Source organism: Vallitalea longa (assembly GCF_027923465.1).
Lineage (GTDB): Bacteria > Bacillota > Clostridia > Lachnospirales > Vallitaleaceae > Vallitalea > Vallitalea longa.
This window is the reverse complement of record NZ_BRLB01000028.1, coordinates 16,359-37,567: the sequence shown is the minus strand read 5'-3', so window position 1 is coordinate 37,567 and position 21,209 is coordinate 16,359. Positions and strand designations below refer to the sequence as shown.

Genomic DNA, 21,209 nt, shown 5'->3' with positions numbered 1-21,209 from the left:
AATATTTCTTTATATTTAATTATCTAGTATGGTAATATTTACCTTATTATTACGAAAATATTACCATACTTTTTTATTAAATACAAAAGTATGGTAATATTTTATGTTATAAAGAACTTCTAAGATATGTTGTTCCCATTAGATATTCATCAACTGATTTGGCAAGTTTTCTGCCTTCTGCTATGGCATGAACGACTAATGATTGACCTCGTCTCATATCTCCAGCGGCAAACACGCTTTCTATGTTAGTCATACAATTACTATCAGCTAACACGTTACCACGTCCATCGTAATTAACGCCAAAATCATCTAGCATACCTTTATGTTCGGGATGTAAGAATCCCATTGCAAAAAGTACTAAGTCGGCATCAAGTTGGAATTCGCTTCCTGGGATTTCCTGCATGGATTTTCTACCGTTCTCATCTGTAGTCCATGAAAGTTTAATACAGTTTATTTTTGTAACTTTTCCATCTTTGCCTTCAAACGATTTAGTTGCGATACTATAGTTTCTTATATCTTTACTGAATTTTGCCATCGCTTCCTTGTGAGAAGTTGAAGTTCTAAGAATCATCGGATATACTGGCCATGGTTGATTTTTGCTTCTTGATGCAGGAGGAGCATCAAGTAATTCTAGTTGCATAACATCAGTAGCACCTTGTCTTATTGATGTACCAACACAATCGGAACCAGTATCACCACCACCGATAACAATTACTTTTTTATCTTTAGCAGTAATGGATTCATTCTCTGCAACATCTTTTCCAACACTTCTTTTATTAGCTTGTGGTAAGAATTCCATTGCAAAATGAATACCTGAAAGATTTCTTCCTGATACCTCGAGATCTCTAGGTGTTGTTGAACCTCCAGTCAAACATATAACATCAAATTTGTTTTTTAATTCTTCTACACTGATGTCTTTACCTACATTAGTGTTAGTCTTGAAAAAGACACCTTCTTCTTCCATTTGATTAACACGACGGTCAATATATAATTGTGGAAGTTTATAATCAGGTATACCATATCTGAGGCATCCGCCTATGGCATCTGCACGTTCAAATACCGTAACGGTATGACCTACTCTTGCTAATTGCTGAGCTGCTGCAAGACCAGATGGACCTGAGCCTACAATAGCTATTTTTTTACCTGTATTTACAGCAGGGGGCTGTGGTTTTACTATTCCTTTTTCCCAACCTTTTTCAATAATAGCTAGTTCTATTTGCTTGCAGGTTATAGGTTTTTGATGGATACCAAGAACACAACCTGATTCGCATAGAGCTGGACATATTTTGCCTGTGAATTCAGGAAAGTTATTAGTAGTATGAAGAACTTCTAGAGCTTTATCCCATTGATTATTATAGACTAAATCATTATAGTCAGGAATAATATTGCCAAGAGGGCAGTTATAGCTGCAAAAAGGTACTCCACAATCCATACATCTAGATGCTTGTACTTTAATTTCATCATTATTTAATGGTAAATAAATATCATCAAAATTGTTGATTCTCTCTAGTTCCGGTTTATAATTACCAACTTTTCTTTCGAATTCTTTAAAACCTGTTGCTTTTCCCATTACTTACACCCCCTGAATTCAAGATTTTTCTCAAGTAGTATTTCTTTAAATGCTGGAGAAATGACTCTAATAAACTTATCTCTGTACTGTGAGAAATTATCAATTACTTCTTGAGCTTTTTTACTGTTAGTATATTTTATATGGTTCTCTAGTAGTTTCTTGATTCTTTTTTCATCACTGTCTAGTATGTTTTCAGTAATTACTAATTGGTAATTACATCTATTCTTTTCAAAATCACCTGCTTCGTCAAGAACATAAGCTATACCACCACTCATACCAGCACCGAAGTTTCGTCCTGTTGGACCTAGGATTAATGCAATACCACCTGTCATATATTCACAGCCATGGTCACCTACACCTTCAACAACTGCTGTAGCTCCTGAGTTTCTTACTGCAAAACGTTCTCCAGCAATACCGTTAATATATACTTCGCCATCAGTGGCTCCGTACAACAATGTGTTTCCTACGATAATATTTTTATCAGCATCGAATTTTGACTTATTGTTAGGATATACAATTATTTTTCCGCCAGATAAACCTTTTCCTAGATAGTCATTGGCATCTCCTTCTAGCTCAAATGTCAGACCGGAAGTAATGAAACTACCGAAACTCTGACCAGCAGAACCATTAAACTTGTAGTGTATAGTATCATTGTCTAATCCATTATCTCCATATTTTTTAGCAACTTTTCCTGCGAGCATTGTACCAACAGTTCTATTGATATTTCTAATAGGATATTCTTTGTTTACTTTTGTTTTATTATTGATAGCTTCTGTTGCATCGGCTATTAGTGTTCTATCAAAAATATCTTCTAAGCCATGTTCTTGTTCTTTTACACGTTTCGGTTGAATTCTTGATGGTAGTTCTGGTCTGTATAGTATAGAGTTGAAATCTATGTTTTTAGCTTTCCAATTCATTCTTGATTCATTTGGTTTTAACATATCTACACGTCCAACCATTTCATCAATTGTTCTAAAGCCCATTTCTGCCATGTATTCTCTAAGCTCTGTAGCTAAGAATGTAAAGAAATTGATTAAGTGTTCAGGTTTGCCTTTGAAATGCTTACGTAGTTCTGGATCTTGTGTCGCTACACCTACAGGACATGTATTCTTCTGACATTTTCTCATCATTATACATCCGCAGACTACTAAGGCAGCTGTAGCGAAACCGAACTCTTCTGCACCGAGTAAAGCTGCTATAGCAACATCTCTACCAGTCTTCAATTGACCATCTGTCTGAACCACGATTCTACTTCTAAGGTCATTCATGAGTAGTGTCTGTTGAGTTTCAGCTAAACCTAATTCCCAAGGGAGACCAGCGTATTTGATGGAACTAGCTGGAGAAGCTCCTGTACCACCATCATGTCCAGATACTAGCACTACATCCGCATGAGCTTTTGCTACACCTGCTGCAACTGTTCCAACTCCTACTTCTGAAACAAGTTTTACATTTATTCGAGCATCTTCATTAATATTCTTGAGGTCATATATGAGTTGAGCAAGATCCTCTATAGAATATATATCATGATGTGGTGGTGGAGAGATTAAATCAATTCCGGGAGTTGAATGACGTACTTTAGCTATAGCTTCACTAACTTTGTGTCCTGGAAGATGACCACCTTCACCTGGTTTAGCTCCTTGAGCCATTTTTATCTGAATTTCTTCTGCATTGACAAGATATTCAGCTGTTACACCAAAACGTCCTGATGCTACTTGTTTAATTGCACTATTTCTAGAATTTCCATCAGTATCTTTGACGAATCTTTTAGGATCTTCTCCACCTTCACCTGAATTGGATTTACCACCAATTTTGTTCATTGCAAGAGCTAAGGTCTCATGAACCTCTTTGCTAAGAGAACCAAATGACATAGCACCCGTTGCAAATCTTTTGACTATATTTTCTATAGGCTCTACCTCGTCAATAGGGATTGCTCCCATTGTTGAAAAATCAAACATACTTCTTATGGTACATAATCTTTCACTTTGATTATTTATATGGCTGGCATATTCTTTATAGAGGTCATAATTACCTGTTCTACATGAATGCTGTAATTTACTGATTGTATCTGGATTGAACAAATGTGTTTCTGCTTCTTTTCTCCAATGCAAATTACCACCTTCTAACAGATTTTTGTATGGATTTCTAAGAGAATTGAATGCTGCATTATGGCGAATGATGACTTCTTTTGCAATTATATCAAGTCCAATTCCTTCAATTCTTGAAGGAGTATTAGGAAAATATTTATCAATAACATCACTCTTGATTCCTACAGCTTCAAAAATCTGCGCTCCATGATAACTCTGAAGAGTACCGATTCCCATTTTAGATAAAATCTTAAGAAGTCCACTACCAAGAGCTTTTTTATATCTTGAGTAAGCTTCATCATATGAAATGTCTTCTGTAACATATAGTTTATCTTCAACAAGATGCATTATAGTATCAAATGCAATATAAGGATTGATAGCAGTAGCACCGTAACCTATTAACAATGCCATATGCATAACATCTCTAGCGTCTCCTGTTTCCACAATGATGTCTACTTTGGTTCTTAGTTTTTGCTTGATTAAGTGATGATGTACACTAGAAGTAGCTAATAAACTTGGTATTGGTGCATTGTATTTATCAATATTACGGTCACTTAAGATAATGATGTTATAACCTTCATTTATATTGCTTATTACGCGTTCATTAAGAGAATCAAGAGCTTCTTCTAGACCTTTTCCTTCCTTGCTGACAGGGAAGATAATAGGAATCTTGACTGCTCTGAAATCCTTGTGATGAATATGACGTATCTTTTCGAAATTGGCGTTATCTAATATTGGTGTATCTAGTTCTATGAAATTGATATTTTTCTTTTCGTTCAATTCACCAAGTATATTACCTTTGTAACCTAGGAATTGTTTTAATGACATAACTAATTTTTCACGAATAGGGTCGATTGGAGGATTAGTTACTTGTGCAAAAAGTTGTTTGAAGTAATTACTAAGTAATTGAGGTTTTTCGGATAATACTGCTAGTGGAGTATCGTTACCCATAGAACTTATAGGTTCTTTTCCTAAATCAACCATAGGTGCGATAACTCTCTTGAGTTCTTCCTCTGTATATCCAAAAATTTTCTGTAATCTTTTAATCCTGTCTTGGCTAAGTATTTGAGGATCATGAGGAGTAGGAAGATCTTCTATAATCAATTTGTTCTTATCTATCCATTTTTTATATGATTTTTTACTAGATAGTTCTTTTTTGATTTCTTCATCGGATATTATTTTTCCTTGTTCAGTATCAATTAAGAACATCTTTCCAGGTTCTAATCTTCCTTTTCTGATAATGGTTTCTGCCTCAAAAGGTAGTACGCCTGTTTCGGATGCCATAACTACTAAATCGTCATCAGTAACTAAATATCTTGCAGGGCGAAGTCCATTACGGTCAAGTGTAGCCCCTATCTTAATACCATCAGTAAATGCAATACCAGCAGGACCATCCCAAGGTTCCATCAATTTTGCATGATATTCATAATATGCTTTTTTATTCTCATCCATGGTTGAGTGTTCTTGCCAAGCTTCTGGTATCAGCATAGAGATGGCATGTGTCAATGATTTTCCACTAGCCACTAATAATTCAAGAGCATTGTCTAGGTTCATAGAGTCAGAACCGTCAGGTGTAATTATTGGGAATAATTTTTTTACATCTTCGCCTATAATATCTGATTTAAGAATACCTTCTCTTGCGTTCATCCAGTTAACATTGCCTCTTAGGGTATTAATCTCACCGTTATGTGCTAAGAAGCGAAAAGGTTGAGCTCTATCCCATGATGGAAAAGTATTAGTACTATATCTTTGATGGACCAAGGCTATTGCACTTATCATATCAGAATCTTGTAGATCAGGGAAAAATTCTGGTATCTGTCTAGCAAGAAGCTGACCTTTATATATCATCGTTCTACTTGAAAGACTACATATGTAGAATGCTTCAGTATATGCATGAGATGCCTTTCTTATAGCTTTTTCAACTAGTTTTCTAACTACAAATAACTTTGTTTCGAATTCAGTAGTTGATAAATCACCTTTTTTAATAAATATCTGGTGTACCATTGGTCTAGTACCTCTAGCTGTCAAACCGCATGCTCTTTCATTAACGGGAACATGTCTCCAGCCTATTAGATCAAGATTTTCTTTTTCTAGATATTTTTCGAATACACCTTCACAGAAATATCTAGCATTGGGTTCTTGAGGTAAAAAGACCATTCCAACACCGTACTTGCCTTCTTCGGGTAAAGAAAAGCCTAATTCGTTCATTTCTTTTGTTAAGAATTTATGTGGAATCTGGATTAAAATACCAGCACCGTCACCTGAATCAGGATCAGAACCAACAGCACCACGGTGAGTAAGGTTAACTAACACTTTTAATCCTTGTTCTATTATTGTATGGGATTTATTACCTTTCATATGAGCAACAAAACCAACTCCACAATTATCTTTCTCGAATTGTGGGTCATAAAGACCTTGTTTCTCAGGTAAGCCAAAAGAGTTATTCATATCATTGCCTCCTTGTTGTTGTATAGAGAGTATTTTAGATAGTATACCATAAATTATTAGATAATTCAATACAATGAAGGATGAAATATATGTCGATTCATAATGAAGACTTTGTGAAATGTTACTAAATACATGTAGGAGAATATGATAGTGTGCTATATGTGAATGTTATAATCACTACTTGTTAAGTGCTTATAAGGAAATTTATGGGTAATATAGAATATAAAGTGAAATTTTTTACTTGGTATCCATCATAAAAAAATATAAAATAGTTATTTTTTTAAAAAATAGACATAAACAAGCCCTTAATAATATATATATTATACAAGATGAAATTACTTACTATTAACAAGTAACAAAATATTTCATAGGTAACTATAATCATTAGTATAAATGAATAATATATGATAAAATAAGTGTGGAGTATATATTTTACAAATGAAACAATATATGGAGGTTATTTGATGAGGTATATAAAATTAATGATGATTGTGTTGGTTATAATTATGCTTAGTGGTTGTACAGAAACAGAAGACACTTTAGAGGATAATAATATAGATAATGAAAATGACGAACTTATTCAAACACCACCTGATACAAAAAAAGATACAAACGAACCAGTCACTGTCAAAAGTGATACGGTAATAACAAGAGCAGTAGCAGCAAAAATGATTGCACTTGCAAATTTTGATAAGAAAACAATTGAAATAAGTGATAGAGAAATTGAATTTGAAGATTCTACGCCTGATAATTGGTTCGATAAATATATTAATATTGTTGTTATTAATAAATGGATGCTGGGAGGAACTAAAACATTTAATCCTTTAAGGCCATTAACCAATAAAGAATTAGAGACTGTAAGCCAAAGATTTGATATTGATTTGAAAAAACATGATATTGATTTTGATAGTAATGATGATGCAGTGGATTATAATGATTTTATGTCTTTTTATGATGTACTATGCAAAAAAAATGAGGACGAAGGTGGAATCAGGACTAAGAAATTAATCGTTTTTGCAACGCCAGCTAATAGTAGTAGTCTTAGATCTTGGCAGATGGCTACTAATTACGGTATGTATACTTTTGAAGGATTGACATTGGATTGTTATCTTGATAAAGAAATAGAAGTGATAATAAGAAATAGGGAAATCGTTGCAGTAAAAGAAATTAGGAATGAAATACCTAAATTGACCAATGCATATATAGAAGAAATAAATGAAAATGTAGCTACAGTTTTTATGGGTGGTGTCAGTCGAGATTTTACTATAAATCATGATCAATACAAGCATAAGAAAAACTGTATAGGGGATATAATCATCAATGATGGACATATAACAGGAATATTGTTAAAAGAAAATATGATATCCAACAAAGTACTATCAATAAGTAATGATAAGGTTGATATTAATGAATTAGGAACATACTCTTTGACTGATGATGCAAAAGTATATTCTACAGTAGATGGATTACACTTTAAGAGTGTCAGTAATATCATTGTCGGATATGAATCAACTAATTTCATTGTTGATGATAATGGCTATGTATGTGCTGCAATCATAAGGGATAAAGTAGATATGAAAGATATTAGAGTGCTGATTAGCACAACTGGTTTTGCAAACAAATATCATGATAAGGTAGAAGTGACAGCATCGACAGATTATATTATTGAATATGAAAATGATAAAAAACAGGTAAAGGCTAATGAAGTTACTAATATCAACAATGATTATTTTAGAGATGGTAACAGAGTATATATAAAACCATTGAATGATGGTAAGATAACAATAAATAATATTAAAAGAGGTAATGGTAATTCAGCTTTTATACCTTCTTATAGAGGAAAATTAGAAATAGTAAAAGATTCAGAAGGATATTTGATTATTAATGAAGTCCCCATAGAAGAGTATTTATATGCGGTGGTACCTAGTGAAATGCCTACTTCATATGGGCTGGAACCGGCTAAAACTCAAGCGGTATGTGCTAGAAGTTATGCATATACACAATTTAATTCCAACAGTTATTGTAAGTATGGAGCACATGTCATAGATAGTGTCAGTTCGCAAGTCTATAATAATACTCCAGAGAACGAAACATCAATAGAAGCTGTAAAAGCGACAAGCAGAAAAGGGCTTACTTATAATGGTAATGTTGTCTCGGCTAATTTCTTTTCCACTTCTTGCGGATATACAGCAAGTTCAGGTGATGTATGGGCAAATGGTAGTACCCATGAATTTCCAAATTATTCGCCTGAATATCTTACTGGAAGTCCTCAGTTTGATGGAGAAACCAAATACCAAGATATGCAAGATGAAGAATTGTTTCGAGAATTCATATTGGAGGATACAATCGACAGCTATGATAAGCAATTCTCCTATTACAGATGGTCAGTTGAGTTGACTAGAGAACATATTGAATCAACTATCAATAATACCATAGGCAAGAGATATGATATACAACCGAAACAGATAAAGACATTGGATGAAAATAAGATATTCAGAAGTAGACCAATAGATGGTATAGGAGAATTAAAAGATATTGCTGTATACAAAAGAGGAAAAAGCGGTATTATAACAGAAATGCTTATTGAAGGTTCAGAAGGTGTTGTGAAGGTATCAACTGAATATAATATCAGATTGTTGATTTCGCCTTACAGTTATATCAAAGGAGAAGAAACGGCTCCTGTCATTTTACAAGATGGTAGGGAAGTCAGAGGGTCAATGATGCCAAGTGCTTTTTATATTATGGATAAAGAATATGATAAAGACGGTAACCTAATCAAAATACTCTTTAGAGGAGGGGGTTACGGTCATGGAGTAGGAATGAGCCAAAATGGTGTAAAAGGCATGGTTGATAAAGGTTACAAGTATGAAGAGATATTAAGCCATTACTATAATGGAACTAAAATCAAAGAAATATATTAAATATTTCCTTTTGTAGAATGATTATAATATGGTATAATAATTTAACAAATCAATATCAGTGTGATGAAAATATGTTTATGCAATTAATATTATATTTTCATCTTGGGTATATGATTTTTGTATTATTCTACTTAAATTATATGAAAGGTAATTATAAAATGTTGTGACAATATTTATTGTTTTGAAATGACTAGCTAATATGGAATATATAATAGAGCAGGTGACATAAATGAACAGAAAGATTTTGACAGTAATAATTTCTATAATAGTAGTAGTAGGTATTTTGATTATAACCTATATTTCGAAAGAGAATAATGGTAGAGAAATAAAACAAGATATTGAAATAAAAGATAATAATCTAAATGGAACGAATTTTGAGAATCTGGATTTACCTGAGAATTATGATATTAGACAATTCGACGGTATCACTCTTAATTTTATTGTTGAAAATAATTTGTACGCTAATGTAATTCTTCATGAAAGTGAAGAATTTCAGAAGATTACAGGCATCAATATTAAGGTGAAAGCTGTGGATTTTGATACATTGGTGCAGAAGGTAAATCTGGATTTTATAGCGAAAGCTGGAAAATACCAGCTTATATATGTGGATCCCTATCAAACCCTAAATAGGTTTTATGACTATTTGGAGGTTCTTAATCCCTATAATACAAATCCTGATTATCCCCATATCATTGGTTATACTGATGACTTTATAGATAACCAAAAACAGGTAGTTTCTTATTTTGCCGATGATAATAACCTGTATACAGTACCTTTTGATAGTACGACAATGATATTGTATTACAGAAAAGATATATTCGATAAATACAAAGATCAATTCATGGAACAAAATGGATATGACCCTACACCAGGATCTAAAGATTTTACATGGGAAAAATACATTGAAGTAGCAAACTGGATTGATGAAAATGTACCCGATGAAGAAGTTAAATATGGAAGTGGACATATGGCGCAGAAGCATAATTCCATCTTCTGTGATTTCTCTAATGTATTAGCTTCTTATGGAGGAGATTACTTTATAGAAGATAACATTAATACTCTTGGACTAAAGTCTTTCACTAATATCAATGTCAAGGATAAGGAATTTATTAAAGCTCTTGATATCTATAAAGAAATAGTAAAATCTTCTTCTTCGCAAAGTGTAAATTGGAATTGGACAGACTCAGCCAATGCTTTTAGAAATGGAGAAATAGCTATGATGCCTAATTGGGATGAAAATTATACCTATATGGAGGACAAACTTCATTCAAGAGTCGCAGGAAAAGTAGGTTATTGTATATTACCCTATGGCGATGAGAAAAGTGCCAATATCTTTGGCGGTTCAGGTATAGGAATTAATAAATATGCTACAAATATAGAAAAAAAAGCGTCATGGCTTTTTATAACTTGGGCGACCTCCAAAGATATGCAGTTGAAGGTACTCAAACATCCTGAAGGAGGAAGTTTACCCACAAGAAAATCGCCTTATGAAGATACATTGATTGATAAACATATCAACAATCCAGAAGAGATATCTACACAAGATACATTCATAAAACATATGAGTGCAGTACTAGATGCTTGGAAACCTGAAAATCTGTACTTGAGACCACAGATATCTAATTTCTACGATGTAGAACAAATAATAATCAGCAACCTTCATGATATGGTAGAATATGACTTGGATACTAATGAAGTTAGTGAAAAGATATATTCCCAGTTAAGACAGATACAATTACAAGAATAATCGGCACAGGAGAGAATGCAGATGAAAAGAATAAGGGTATATCATGCTTTACGTGTCAAACTTGGTATAATCGCCATAGTATTGATTGCACTTCCTGTAATAGCGATATCTATTACCTATTCAAAAACTGTTAAGGAAATCATTAAAAATAAATATACTGATACAGCTATACAATCCGTATTTGAAACAGGAGAAAAAATTGATTTTATTTTAAAGGATATTGAAGAATTTTCTACAGTAATAATATCTAACAACAATTTGCTTCATATGCTAAAAAACGAAGCTGACTATGGAGTCGATGATTTCAAAAACGTACTTAGAGGATTCATTACGTCAAGAGATGATATAGAAGTGATTGACCTGCTTTTGCAGGAGAGAAATTATTCTATTGGAGCAACTAAGATAACAAGCAATTATAAAGCCGATGAAGCACTTGAAAATTCTTCTGGACAACCTATATGGATTCCTACCAAGAAGGAGAATATAGAAATACTATCAGGAATATTTGATAAATATTATTTCACACTGGCTCGTAGAATTATAGACTTCAATACTCTAGATGATTATGGATATCTGTTGATTGATCTGGAAGAAGTCATATTGGAACAATCTTATAAAAGCTTAATTGATGATGAGAATACTGAACTTTTCATTTGTGATAAAAACGGTACCATAATAAGCCATACAGATAAAGATAGAATAGGTACATCAATAACAGCTCAGCCATATGCTCAAAAGGTTCTAAGTAGCAAGGATTTTAATAATTATGTTCAGTACAAAGATAAAATAGATAAAGTAGCTATCTATTCTACAATAGAAAGTAACGGATGGAAAATTATCAAGACTATTTCCACAGGATATCTATATGAAGAGATAAACAAGATACAAAAATATTTTCTCCTTGGAGGATTTCTATATGGTATAGTTATAATTCTATTCATGATTTTCTTTTCCATCAGATATACTGAACCCATGATGAAAATGAAGAAGGTAATCAATAAAGTAGAACAAGGGGATCTGACCGTTAGGACGGAAGTACATTCCAATGATGAAGTGGGACAACTAGGTGATAGTCTCAACAATATGATTTCTGAGATGGAAGTGCTTATAGATAAATTGGTAAAAGAAGAACAAGAAAAGAAAGAAGTGGAGTTAGAAGCGCTTCATGCACAGATTAACCCCCATTTCTTGTATAATACGTTAAATACAATCAAATGGATGGCTAAGATTCAAGGAAACAAAAGTGTTAGTAGGGCGATAACAGCTTTAATCAAATTATTGAGGATAAGTACCAATTTAGGAAGAGAAATGATTACTCTCGGAGAAGAGATTGATTATGTTAAGAATTATATAGTCATACAGAAACTAAGATTCAATGAAGCTATTAATGTAACTTATGATATTGACGATGAGTGTATGGAATTAACGGTCCCAAAATTATTTTTACAACCTATAGTTGAAAATGCAATTATATATGGTATAGGAGATGAAAATAATGATCTGAACATTAATATAAAATCTTTTATAGATAATGGGGATTTGATAATAGAAATAATTGATGATGGACCTGGAATAGAAGATGAGATACTGAAAAAAATCTTTAAATCAACATCGGATAAAAACAAATTCAGTAAAGTTGGTCTTAACAACGTCAATCAAAGAATCAAGCTATATTGTGGTAAAGGTTATGGAGTTCAAATAGAAACAAAAGTAGGTACTGGAACATTGGTGAGAGTTGCATTAAAAGTCAATGAATAGCTTAATGACAGAAAGAACGGGGTGCTATTAGATGTATAGAGTACTAATTGTTGATGATGAAGTGCTTGTAAGAGTTGGATTGAAAACAACGATTGATTGGGAGAACATTGGTTTTACTGTAGTGGCTGAGGCATCAAATGGAGAACAAGGGTATGAACAATATAAGAAATATAAGCCTGATGTAATCATAACCGACATCAGGATGCCGAAAAAAGATGGTCTATGGCTTGTGGAACAAGCTAGAAAAGAAAATCCAGATGTTAAAATATTGGTTCTAACATGTTATGATGAGTTCTCATACGCTAGAAAAGCTTTAAAAGTAGGTGCAGATGATTATATATTGAAATCCGAAGTCGAAGACGAAGAACTTATTAGTATAATGAATAAAATAAAAAATAAAATTGAAGCACAGAACAGAAAAAAAGATAAACACATCAAAGTCAGAAAAAACACTAATGATATGAAAAGAGCTTTATTTGACGATATGATAAAATTAGATTTCGTCATTGATGATAAACTAAAAGAAAGATGTAAAAACCTTGAATTCCCATATATAAATACTAAATTCGTATTCTTAAGTATTGTTGTTAATAATGAAAATGTATCAAAAGAAGATGTTGATAGAATCAGGCAAATCAATCAAGCTGTCATGAATATTTTTTATGAACAATTAAGCGAAAGAAATATAGAATATCTTTTTACCATTGCCGATAAGAAATATAACTTTTTGCTATCATCATCTAAGCTTAGCATATCTGAATTGAAGCGTATATTTCTCTCTGTAGAAAATGCAGCTAAACAATATTTTGATACTCCTGTAAATGTTGTTTACATTAATCCAGTAAAAGAACTAAGTGAACTAGAACAGATATATAAACAATATACTAAGAAATCACAGATATTATTTTATAAAACAGAGCACAATGCTTCTATTATAATAATTAATAACATAACATTTAACGATGTTAACGTATTCGACCTGAAGAACGAGTACAATAAACAAGTTATAGAATATATTGGGCAAGAAAATCTTGATGCTTCCAATAAATTAATCATTGAGGTAAGTAAATACTTTAGAGAAAATATCATTAATCCCAAAACGGCTAAAATATTCTATTCCAATTTAGTAGGTGACATATTCAATTCATTCGGACAGCTATTCGTTAATAATAAAGATATCAATAACCTAGAATATTATCACTACCAAATAATAAACTGTGGAAATCAAGAAGGTATAATAGAATTATTTAATGGATTAATAGGAAAAGTAATAGAAGTATTGCAAAATCTAACCCATGACCATTCAAAACTACTGGTTAACAGAGCGATTAACTATATAGAAAACAACTACCAGCAAAAAATATCTCTAGAAGATGTTGCCATGGACCTTAACCTATCAAAACACTATCTATGCAATATCTTCAAAAAAGACATAGGAAAAACTATGTCCCTATACATCAATGAACTAAGAATCGAACAAGCTAAAAAGATGCTCCTGAAACCAGATAACAAAATAAAAGAAATATTTGAAAAAGTAGGTTTCTCCAATCAACAATATTTCAGTAAAGTATTCAAAAAAATAACCGGAATGACCGTAATGGAATATAAAGAAAAACAAAAATACAAAATAAATATGTAGTAAAACCAACTATTCATTACTAAGTATACTTATGTGACTTACAACCAATTACTAACAAAAATTAATAAATTCATTAATTCAATCACAATAAAAAGACGCTTATATGACCTTAAAACAGTCTGTCCTCCACTTATATGGAGCCAGACTGTTTTATATTACTATCTTCTATTCCTTTTCACACAAGCATTTCTCCCCAAAATCTCTTGTTTTCAATCCATTATTAAAATTATATAATCATATCCCACATAACTCCTGATATATATACATCTTACACAAAAACATAAATGTGATAAATAGTTAGTTTTACGAAGACCGATCCTTCAGGAGTAAGGCGAAGTAAAACTAACTATTTATCACAAACGTATCCTCCCGTGAGCCACCACTACCCAACTAATATCTTTTAAAAAACTTTGTTAAAAAATATTAAAATTCACATCCCATAAATATAAAAACTATAACTATTTCATCACAAAACCCTATCCTCCAAATACATTTTGTGCAAAATCCCTTATAAAATATTAATATAGTATAAAAAAATATTAACTAAGTATAAAAAAATACATTAATCATTAGTTAATATTTTAACGAGTAAAATTGTATAAAAAATTAATAATATAGACCATTTGTTTGTTGGTAATTATGGTATATCATTATACCTACAAAAGCAAACAAGTTAAATTGCACAATACAGTTGAAAGGAGATGACAAGGCTATGAATCAAAACATAAAATTAAGAGTTTCTAATATTGAAAAATCATTTCCAGGTGTAAAAGCGTTAGATAATATTAATTTTGCAGTTGAAAAAGGTACAGTTCATGTAATCTGCGGTGAGAACGGAGCAGGTAAATCTACCCTTATGAAAGTTATTAATGGTATATATAAACCAGACTCCGGTCAAGTCTTGATTGATGAAAAAGCAGTCGATATAAAAAATCCAATTCAAGCCAGAAGCCTTGGTATATCAATGATATTTCAAGAGCTCAATTATATACCTGAAATGACAATAGAGGAAAGCTTATTTGTTGGTAATTGGCCTAAAGACAAACTAGGGAAGGTAGATTGGCATGAGATAAGGAAACGTACTTTGGAACTGTTGAAAAAAGAAAATCTTAAGTATTCTCCTCAAACTAAACTAAAAGATTTGACAGTATCGGATATTCAGATGTTAGAAATACTAAAAGCCATTTCATATAATTCAGATATCATAATAATGGATGAGCCCACATCTGCTATAACTCAAAACGAAGTTAAGGTTCTATTTGAAAAGATCAATGAATTAAAAAGCAGAGGTGCTTGTATAATTTATATTTCTCACAAAATGGAAGAAATATTTCAGATCGCTGATAATATAACAGTGTTTCGTGATGGAGCAGTAGTTGATTCAAGACCAAAAGATAAATATGACATGGATACAGTAATTGCTCAAATGGTTGGAAGAAAGATGAGTAATGATTATCCAAAAGAAAAAGTACAGTTAGGTAAAAATGTTTTGGAAGTAAAAAATCTAAACCATGAAAAAAATTATAGAAATGTAAGTTTTAATGTTCGTGAAGGTGAAATTATTGGATTTGCTGGACTAATGGGTGCTGGTAGATCAGAAGTAATGAGAAGCTTATTTGGCTTGGATGAACATGAATCCGGTCAAATTCTTATAAAAGAAAAAGAAGTGAAGATTAAAAATGTAAAAGATAGTATTGATAAAAAAATGGTTATGCTATCCGAAGACAGAAGACGTTTTGGAATTGTTCCAGTAAGAAGTGTAAGAGAAAATACTTCCCTTGCCAGCTTAAAAAGATTTATATTTAAAGGCAGGTTGCATGAAAAATTAGAAAACAAAACAGTAGCAGAATATTGTAAAAATATGAATGTAAAAACACCGACTTTAGAAACATCTATTGAATCCTTAAGTGGTGGAAATCAACAAAAAGTCATTTTAGCAAAATGGATGGTAACGGATCCGGATATTTTAATCTTAGATGAACCAACACGTGGTATTGATGTAGGAGCTAAATATGAAATATATAAACTGATGACAGATTTAGTTAAAGAAGGAAAAGGGCTTATCATGGTTTCGTCAGAACTTCCTGAACTTATTGGTATGTGCGACAGAATCTATGTTATGGCAAAGGGAGAAATAACTGGAGAGCTAACAAGAAAAGATTTTACTCAAGAAAATATTATGAGGTTAGCTACGAAAACCAAATAGTTAGATGGAGGAGATAGAACATGAGAACTAATAAAACATGGGCAGCCATAAAAAGCAAATACAGCATATATTTAGTACTTCTAGCATTATTTATAATCTGCTGTATAGCTAACAAGAATTTTGCCACTATAAATAACTTTTCTAATATATCAAGACAGATTTCAGTTGCAACCATATTAGGATTTGGTCAGACGATACTTATTATTTCAGGAATGCTGGATTTATCATCTGCTTCTGTTCTTGCTCTAGCAGGGGTATTATCAGTTGATGTATATAAAATGACAGGTAACCTATTATTAGCATTTGTAGTTGCAATAATAGCAGGTGTACTTTGTAACATTATTAATGGAATGATGGTAACTAAGTTCAAAGCCCCACCTTTTATTGCTACACTTGCAATGATGACTATGGCTCGTGGTGCAGCATTATTATACACAAAAGGACAAAATATTTATCAAATCGGTGATTATACAGTATTTGGACAAAAGTCTATTATGGGAATTCCTATTCCAATGATATTCTTAGTGGTAATACTTATTATTACTTGGTATTTATTGAAACATACAACATTCGGACGTTCTACTTATGCCATTGGAGGTAATGAAGAAGCCGCTAATGCATCCGGTATCAATGTCAACAAGATCAAAATGAAAGCTTTCATAATAAATGGTATTTTCGTAGGTATCGCTGGTTTGTTATTCATGTCTCGTAATAATGGGGGTATGCCTAACGGAGCTGTTGGTTATGAATTCAAAGCCCTTACAGCAGCTGTAATAGGGGGAACAAGTTTCAGCGGTGGTGTAGGAACAGCAGCAGGTACTTTAGCAGGTGCATTCATCGTAGGATTTTTGGATAATATCATGGTACTTGCAGGAGTCAACTCATATGTTCAACAGATAGTACGTGGTGCAATCATTGCCCTTGCTGTTATATATGATATATGGGCTAAGACTAAGAGGACTAAAAGTAAACTTGGTAGTATAGAGAAGAAAAAGAAAAGCACTAAAAATTAATTCAGAATCTTATATGGGATTTGCTTATATAACAAAGTTATTTAAGTAAGCTCATATTTAGATAAAATAACTTGAAATGAGACTTCTATTACAAATTAAAGGAGGAATTTAAATGAAAAAGATTTTGGTAGTAACATTAATAGTATCAATGATTACTTTCATGTTCGCGGGGTGTCAATCATCTGAAAAAGACAGTAAAACTGATGATGGTACTAAGGTAACAGAAGAAAAAGATACAAAAGATGCAGATAAACCTTATAAAGTCGCTTTTATAGCTAGAGCTCAGGCAGATTCATTTGCAGCATGGTTAGCGAATTCTGTTATGGAGGAAGCTGATAAATACGATAACATCACAGTAGATGTATTTGACGGACAAGCATCAGATGATACAGAAAACTCATTAATTGAAAATGCAATAACTAATAAATATGATGCTATAATAATTCAACCTAATAATGGTGAAGCTCAGAGACCTTACGCTGAGAAAGCTGTTAAGGCAGGAATCGTAACAATAACAACTAATGCACGTATCGATGATATTGAGGGAGCATCTTCAGTAGATGCTGACCCATATGAGCAAGCTAAGGTTAATGCAGTTGCAGCTCTTGACCAAATTCCAGAGAATGCTAACGTAGTAGTATTAAAAGGCCCTCCAGGAAACTTCCACGCTGATAAGAGATACGAAAGCTGGAAAACTGAATTCTTGGATAAACGTCCAGATGTAAAAGTAGTTGGAGATGAAATTGCAAACTGGAACAAAGATGAAGCTATGAACTATATGGAAACTTGGATTCAAGCTAATGATAAAATAGATGCAATTATCGCAATGAATGACAATATGGCTGCTGGTGCTTTAGAGGCAGTAAAAGGCAATGACAAATTCAAAGATATCTTAGCATATGGTGTAGATGGTACAGCAGAAGCTGCATTGTTGATAAAAGATGGACTTATGACATCAACATGTTTACAAAGTGCTTATGATCTAGCAGAAGCTTTACTAGATACAGCCAACAAATTATTAACTGGAGAAGAAGAGCAAATCGATATCGATATAGATTGTCCATTAATCAATAGTGATAATGTTGATGATACTATAGAAATGCACAAGAAAGCAGGAGCATTATAAAAATCAATAATAACTGATTGGTACGCAGCTTAAATGCTCGTACCAATTTTCTTAAAATGAGGAGGAAACGTATATGGAAAACAGAGCTGTATTTATGCAAGGAACTAATAATATGACATTTAAAGATGTTGAAATGCCAAAACTTTCAGAAAAAGATGTGTTAATCAAGGTTGATACAGTAGGTATCTGTGGTTCGGATGTTCATTACTATCAACATGGTAGAATTGGAGATTTCATTGTAAATGGTGATTTTATATTAGGACATGAGTGTGCAGGTGAAGTAGTTGAAGTAGGAAGCGAAGTCAAGAATCTTGCTGTTGGAGATAGAGTGTGTTTAGAACCAGGAAAGACTTGTGGTAAATGTGAATTTTGTAAAGAAGGTAAATATAATCTATGCCCTGATGTAGAATTTTTTGCAACACCTCCATATCATGGAGTTCTTCAAAATTACGTGAAACATCCAGAAGATATGTGTTTCAAATTACCTGATAACGTAAGTAATATGGAAGGTGCTTTAGTTGAACCACTTGCCGTAGGTCTACATGCAGCTAGTATAGGTGAAGTCAAACTAGGTGATACAGTTGTCATATTCGGAACAGGTTGTATCGGACTTGTTACATTACTATCATGTAAAGCAAGAGGAGCTTCTAATATCATCGTAGTAGACGTTTTGGAAAATAGATTAAAAATGGCTGAAAAACTTGGAGCAACTTCAGTGATTAATGCAAAAGAAAAAAATGTAATCAAGGAAATAGAATCATTGACTGATGGAAAAGGAGCTAATGTGGTTATAGATACAGCAGGAGCAGAAGCAACAGTCAAACAAACTGTAGATGTAGTAAAACGTGGTGGAGTTATTGTATTGGTTGGTATGACTCCTAAAGATGAAGTAAGCTTTAACTTTATGAAATTAATGGGTAAAGAAGGAGAAGTAAGAACTATATTCAGATATAGAAACTTATATCCAGTTGCAATAAATGCTATTGCTAGCGGTTCTATAAATGTTAAGCAAATTGTCAGTCATGAATTTGACTTCGAACATACAAAAGAAGCTTTCGATTTTGTTGTAAACAATGCTAGTGAAGTTGTAAAAGCTGTTATAAAAATAAATTAATAGCAGGAGAAAGTAGGGATTAACATGTATTTTATAGGTATTGATATAGGAACTACATCTGTTAAGATAATAGCTACAGATGAAACTGGAAATGTTATTAAGACTATAAGTAAAGAATATCCTATCTATTTTCCTGAACCACTATGGTCAGAACAAAATCCCGAGGATTGGTGGAAACAATCTAAGCAAGGTTTATTGGAATTACTAGAAGGATTAGACAAGAAAAAAGTAAAAGCCATTAGTTTCAGTGGTCAAATGCATGGATTAGTTACACTTGATGAAAGTGATGATGTCATAAGACCTGCATTACTTTGGAATGACCAAAGGACGGACAAAGAATGTGAATATCTTAACAAAGAAATAGGGCAGAAAACTATATCCAGTTGGACTGGTAATTTAGCCCTTACAGGGTTTACAGCTCCAAAAGTTTTATGGCTCAGAAAACATGAACCGGAAAACTTCAGTAAGATTAAGAAGATAATGCTTCCAAAAGACTATATAGCATATAAAATGTCTGGTGTATTCGCAACTGACGTATCAGATGCTTCAGGTACTTTATATATGGATGTTAAAAATAGAAAATGGTCAAAAGATATGTTAGAGCTTCTTCATATTGCTGAAAATCAATTGCCTAAAATATACGAATCTTTTGAGCCTATAGGTAATATAAAGAGCGATTTGGCAGATGAACTAGGTATAAATAAAGATGTAAAAATAGTCATAGGTGGAGGAGACCAAGCTGTTGCTGCTGTAGGAGGCGGTGTAGTTGAATCAGGTTCTTGTTCTATATCACTTGGAACTTCAGGTGTAGTGTTTACATCTAATGAGAATTTCTTCGTTGATAAAAACAACAGTCTTCACTCTTTCTGCCATGCTAATGGTAAATATCACTTGATGGGTGTAACATTAGCTGCCGCTTCATCATTGAAATGGTGGGTGGAAGAGATCAATAAGACTAAAGATTTTGATGGATTGCTAGAAGAATCGGAAGATGCCAAGATTGATGACAGTTTATTCTATCTTCCATATCTAATGGGAGAAAGAACACCTCATAATGATCCTAATTGTAGAGGATTGTTCATAGGTATGAATATGACTCATGAGAGAAAAAATATGACAAGAGCAGTCTTGGAAGGAGTAGCTTTCTCCCTTCGTGATACTTTTGAGATAATGAAGAAAATGAGTATTGAAATAAACAGCATAAGCATCAATGGTGGTGGTTCCAAGAGTAGATTATGGTGTCAGATAATGGCTGATGTACTTGATGTGAAAGTGAACAAATTAAATACTAATGAAGGACCAGCATATGGAGCATCAATATTAGCGGCTGTTGGTTATGGACTTTTTGATTCTGTCGAAGAAGCATGTAAAAAGTTCATTAAAGTTACTGAAGGCATAGAACCAGACCAAGATAATGTAAATAAATATAATGATAAATATAAAAAATTCGTTAAGATATATCCAGCAACAAAAGAACTGTTCAAAGAAATAATATAAAGATAAGCTTTAAATAGAAAATATGTTAAATAAAAAAAGGCTGTATATAATACATTGAATCATAGGATAAACATAAGATGATAATG

Annotated in this window: 11 protein-coding genes; 9 read left to right on the top strand and 2 right to left on the bottom strand. The window is 32.6% G+C overall.

Annotation, left to right across the window (positions count from 1 at the left end; translation table 11 throughout):
• Positions 1 to 106: 106 nt before the first annotated feature.
• Both QMG30_RS23770 and gltB read right to left on the bottom strand, forming a co-directional pair.
• Positions 107 to 1,570 carry a glutamate synthase subunit beta gene (locus QMG30_RS23770; protein WP_281819659.1) on the bottom strand — a complete coding sequence of 488 codons (1,464 nt, stop codon included), beginning with the start codon at positions 1,568 to 1,570 and terminating at the stop codon, positions 107 to 109.
• On the bottom strand, positions 1,570 to 6,102 hold the full coding sequence (gene gltB, locus QMG30_RS23765) for a glutamate synthase large subunit (protein ID WP_281819657.1): 4,533 nt from the start codon (positions 6,100 to 6,102) through the stop codon (positions 1,570 to 1,572). The genes QMG30_RS23770 and gltB overlap by 1 nt, the downstream gene beginning before the upstream one ends.
• 464 nt (positions 6,103 to 6,566) lie before the next feature.
• On the opposite strand from gltB, the gene QMG30_RS23760 reads away from it, so the two are divergent.
• From QMG30_RS23760 to xylB, 9 genes are all read left to right on the top strand, one after another.
• Positions 6,567 to 9,023 carry a SpoIID/LytB domain-containing protein gene (locus tag QMG30_RS23760; RefSeq protein WP_281819656.1) on the top strand — a complete coding sequence of 819 codons (2,457 nt, stop codon included), beginning with the start codon at positions 6,567 to 6,569 and terminating at the stop codon, positions 9,021 to 9,023.
• A 229-nt stretch (positions 9,024 to 9,252) separates the two neighbouring features.
• Positions 9,253 to 10,770 (top strand): ABC transporter substrate-binding protein, encoded by a 1,518-nt coding sequence (locus QMG30_RS23755; protein WP_281819655.1) that lies wholly within the window; start codon positions 9,253 to 9,255, stop codon positions 10,768 to 10,770.
• A 21-nt stretch (positions 10,771 to 10,791) separates the two neighbouring features.
• Positions 10,792 to 12,528: a sensor histidine kinase gene (locus tag QMG30_RS23750; RefSeq protein ID WP_281819654.1), complete on the top strand. Its 1,737-nt coding sequence runs from the start codon at positions 10,792 to 10,794 to the stop codon at positions 12,526 to 12,528.
• 31 nt (positions 12,529 to 12,559) lie between these two features.
• A complete protein-coding gene (locus QMG30_RS23745; protein WP_281819653.1) occupies positions 12,560 to 14,167 on the top strand; it encodes a response regulator transcription factor in 1,608 nt (535 codons plus the stop codon).
• 712 nt (positions 14,168 to 14,879) lie between these two features.
• Entirely contained in the window at positions 14,880 to 16,373 is a 1,494-nt protein-coding gene (locus QMG30_RS23740) for a sugar ABC transporter ATP-binding protein (protein ID WP_281819652.1), read from the top strand.
• 20 nt (positions 16,374 to 16,393) lie between these two features.
• Positions 16,394 to 17,386: an ABC transporter permease gene (locus tag QMG30_RS23735; RefSeq protein ID WP_281819651.1), complete on the top strand. Its 993-nt coding sequence runs from the start codon at positions 16,394 to 16,396 to the stop codon at positions 17,384 to 17,386.
• 112 nt (positions 17,387 to 17,498) lie between these two features.
• Positions 17,499 to 18,512 carry a sugar ABC transporter substrate-binding protein gene (locus tag QMG30_RS23730; RefSeq protein WP_281819649.1) on the top strand — a complete coding sequence of 338 codons (1,014 nt, stop codon included), beginning with the start codon at positions 17,499 to 17,501 and terminating at the stop codon, positions 18,510 to 18,512.
• Between the two features lie 73 nt (positions 18,513 to 18,585).
• The gene (locus QMG30_RS23725; protein ID WP_281819648.1) at positions 18,586 to 19,626 is read left to right on the top strand and encodes an NAD(P)-dependent alcohol dehydrogenase; all 1,041 of its coding nucleotides are present in this window, start codon (positions 18,586 to 18,588) and stop codon (positions 19,624 to 19,626) included.
• 24 nt (positions 19,627 to 19,650) lie between these two features.
• The gene (xylB, locus tag QMG30_RS23720; protein WP_281819647.1) at positions 19,651 to 21,123 is read left to right on the top strand and encodes a xylulokinase; all 1,473 of its coding nucleotides are present in this window, start codon (positions 19,651 to 19,653) and stop codon (positions 21,121 to 21,123) included.
• The last annotated feature ends 86 nt before the right edge of the window (positions 21,124 to 21,209 follow it).

Bases quoted from the DNA above. Each gene is read 5' to 3' on its own strand.
- QMG30_RS23770 (WP_281819659.1), bottom strand. From the start codon at position 1,570: ATGGGAAAAGCAACAGGTTTTAAAGAATTCGAAAGAAAAGTTGGTAAT.
- gltB (WP_281819657.1), bottom strand. From the start codon at position 6,102: ATGAATAACTCTTTTGGCTTACCTGAGAAACAAGGTCTTTATGACCCA.
- QMG30_RS23760 (WP_281819656.1), top strand. From the start codon at position 6,567: ATGAGGTATATAAAATTAATGATGATTGTGTTGGTTATAATTATGCTT.
- QMG30_RS23755 (WP_281819655.1), top strand. From the start codon at position 9,253: ATGAACAGAAAGATTTTGACAGTAATAATTTCTATAATAGTAGTAGTA.
- QMG30_RS23750 (WP_281819654.1), top strand. From the start codon at position 10,792: ATGAAAAGAATAAGGGTATATCATGCTTTACGTGTCAAACTTGGTATA.
- QMG30_RS23745 (WP_281819653.1), top strand. From the start codon at position 12,560: ATGTATAGAGTACTAATTGTTGATGATGAAGTGCTTGTAAGAGTTGGA.
- QMG30_RS23740 (WP_281819652.1), top strand. From the start codon at position 14,880: ATGAATCAAAACATAAAATTAAGAGTTTCTAATATTGAAAAATCATTT.
- QMG30_RS23735 (WP_281819651.1), top strand. From the start codon at position 16,394: ATGAGAACTAATAAAACATGGGCAGCCATAAAAAGCAAATACAGCATA.
- QMG30_RS23730 (WP_281819649.1), top strand. From the start codon at position 17,499: ATGAAAAAGATTTTGGTAGTAACATTAATAGTATCAATGATTACTTTC.
- QMG30_RS23725 (WP_281819648.1), top strand. From the start codon at position 18,586: ATGGAAAACAGAGCTGTATTTATGCAAGGAACTAATAATATGACATTT.
- xylB (WP_281819647.1), top strand. From the start codon at position 19,651: ATGTATTTTATAGGTATTGATATAGGAACTACATCTGTTAAGATAATA.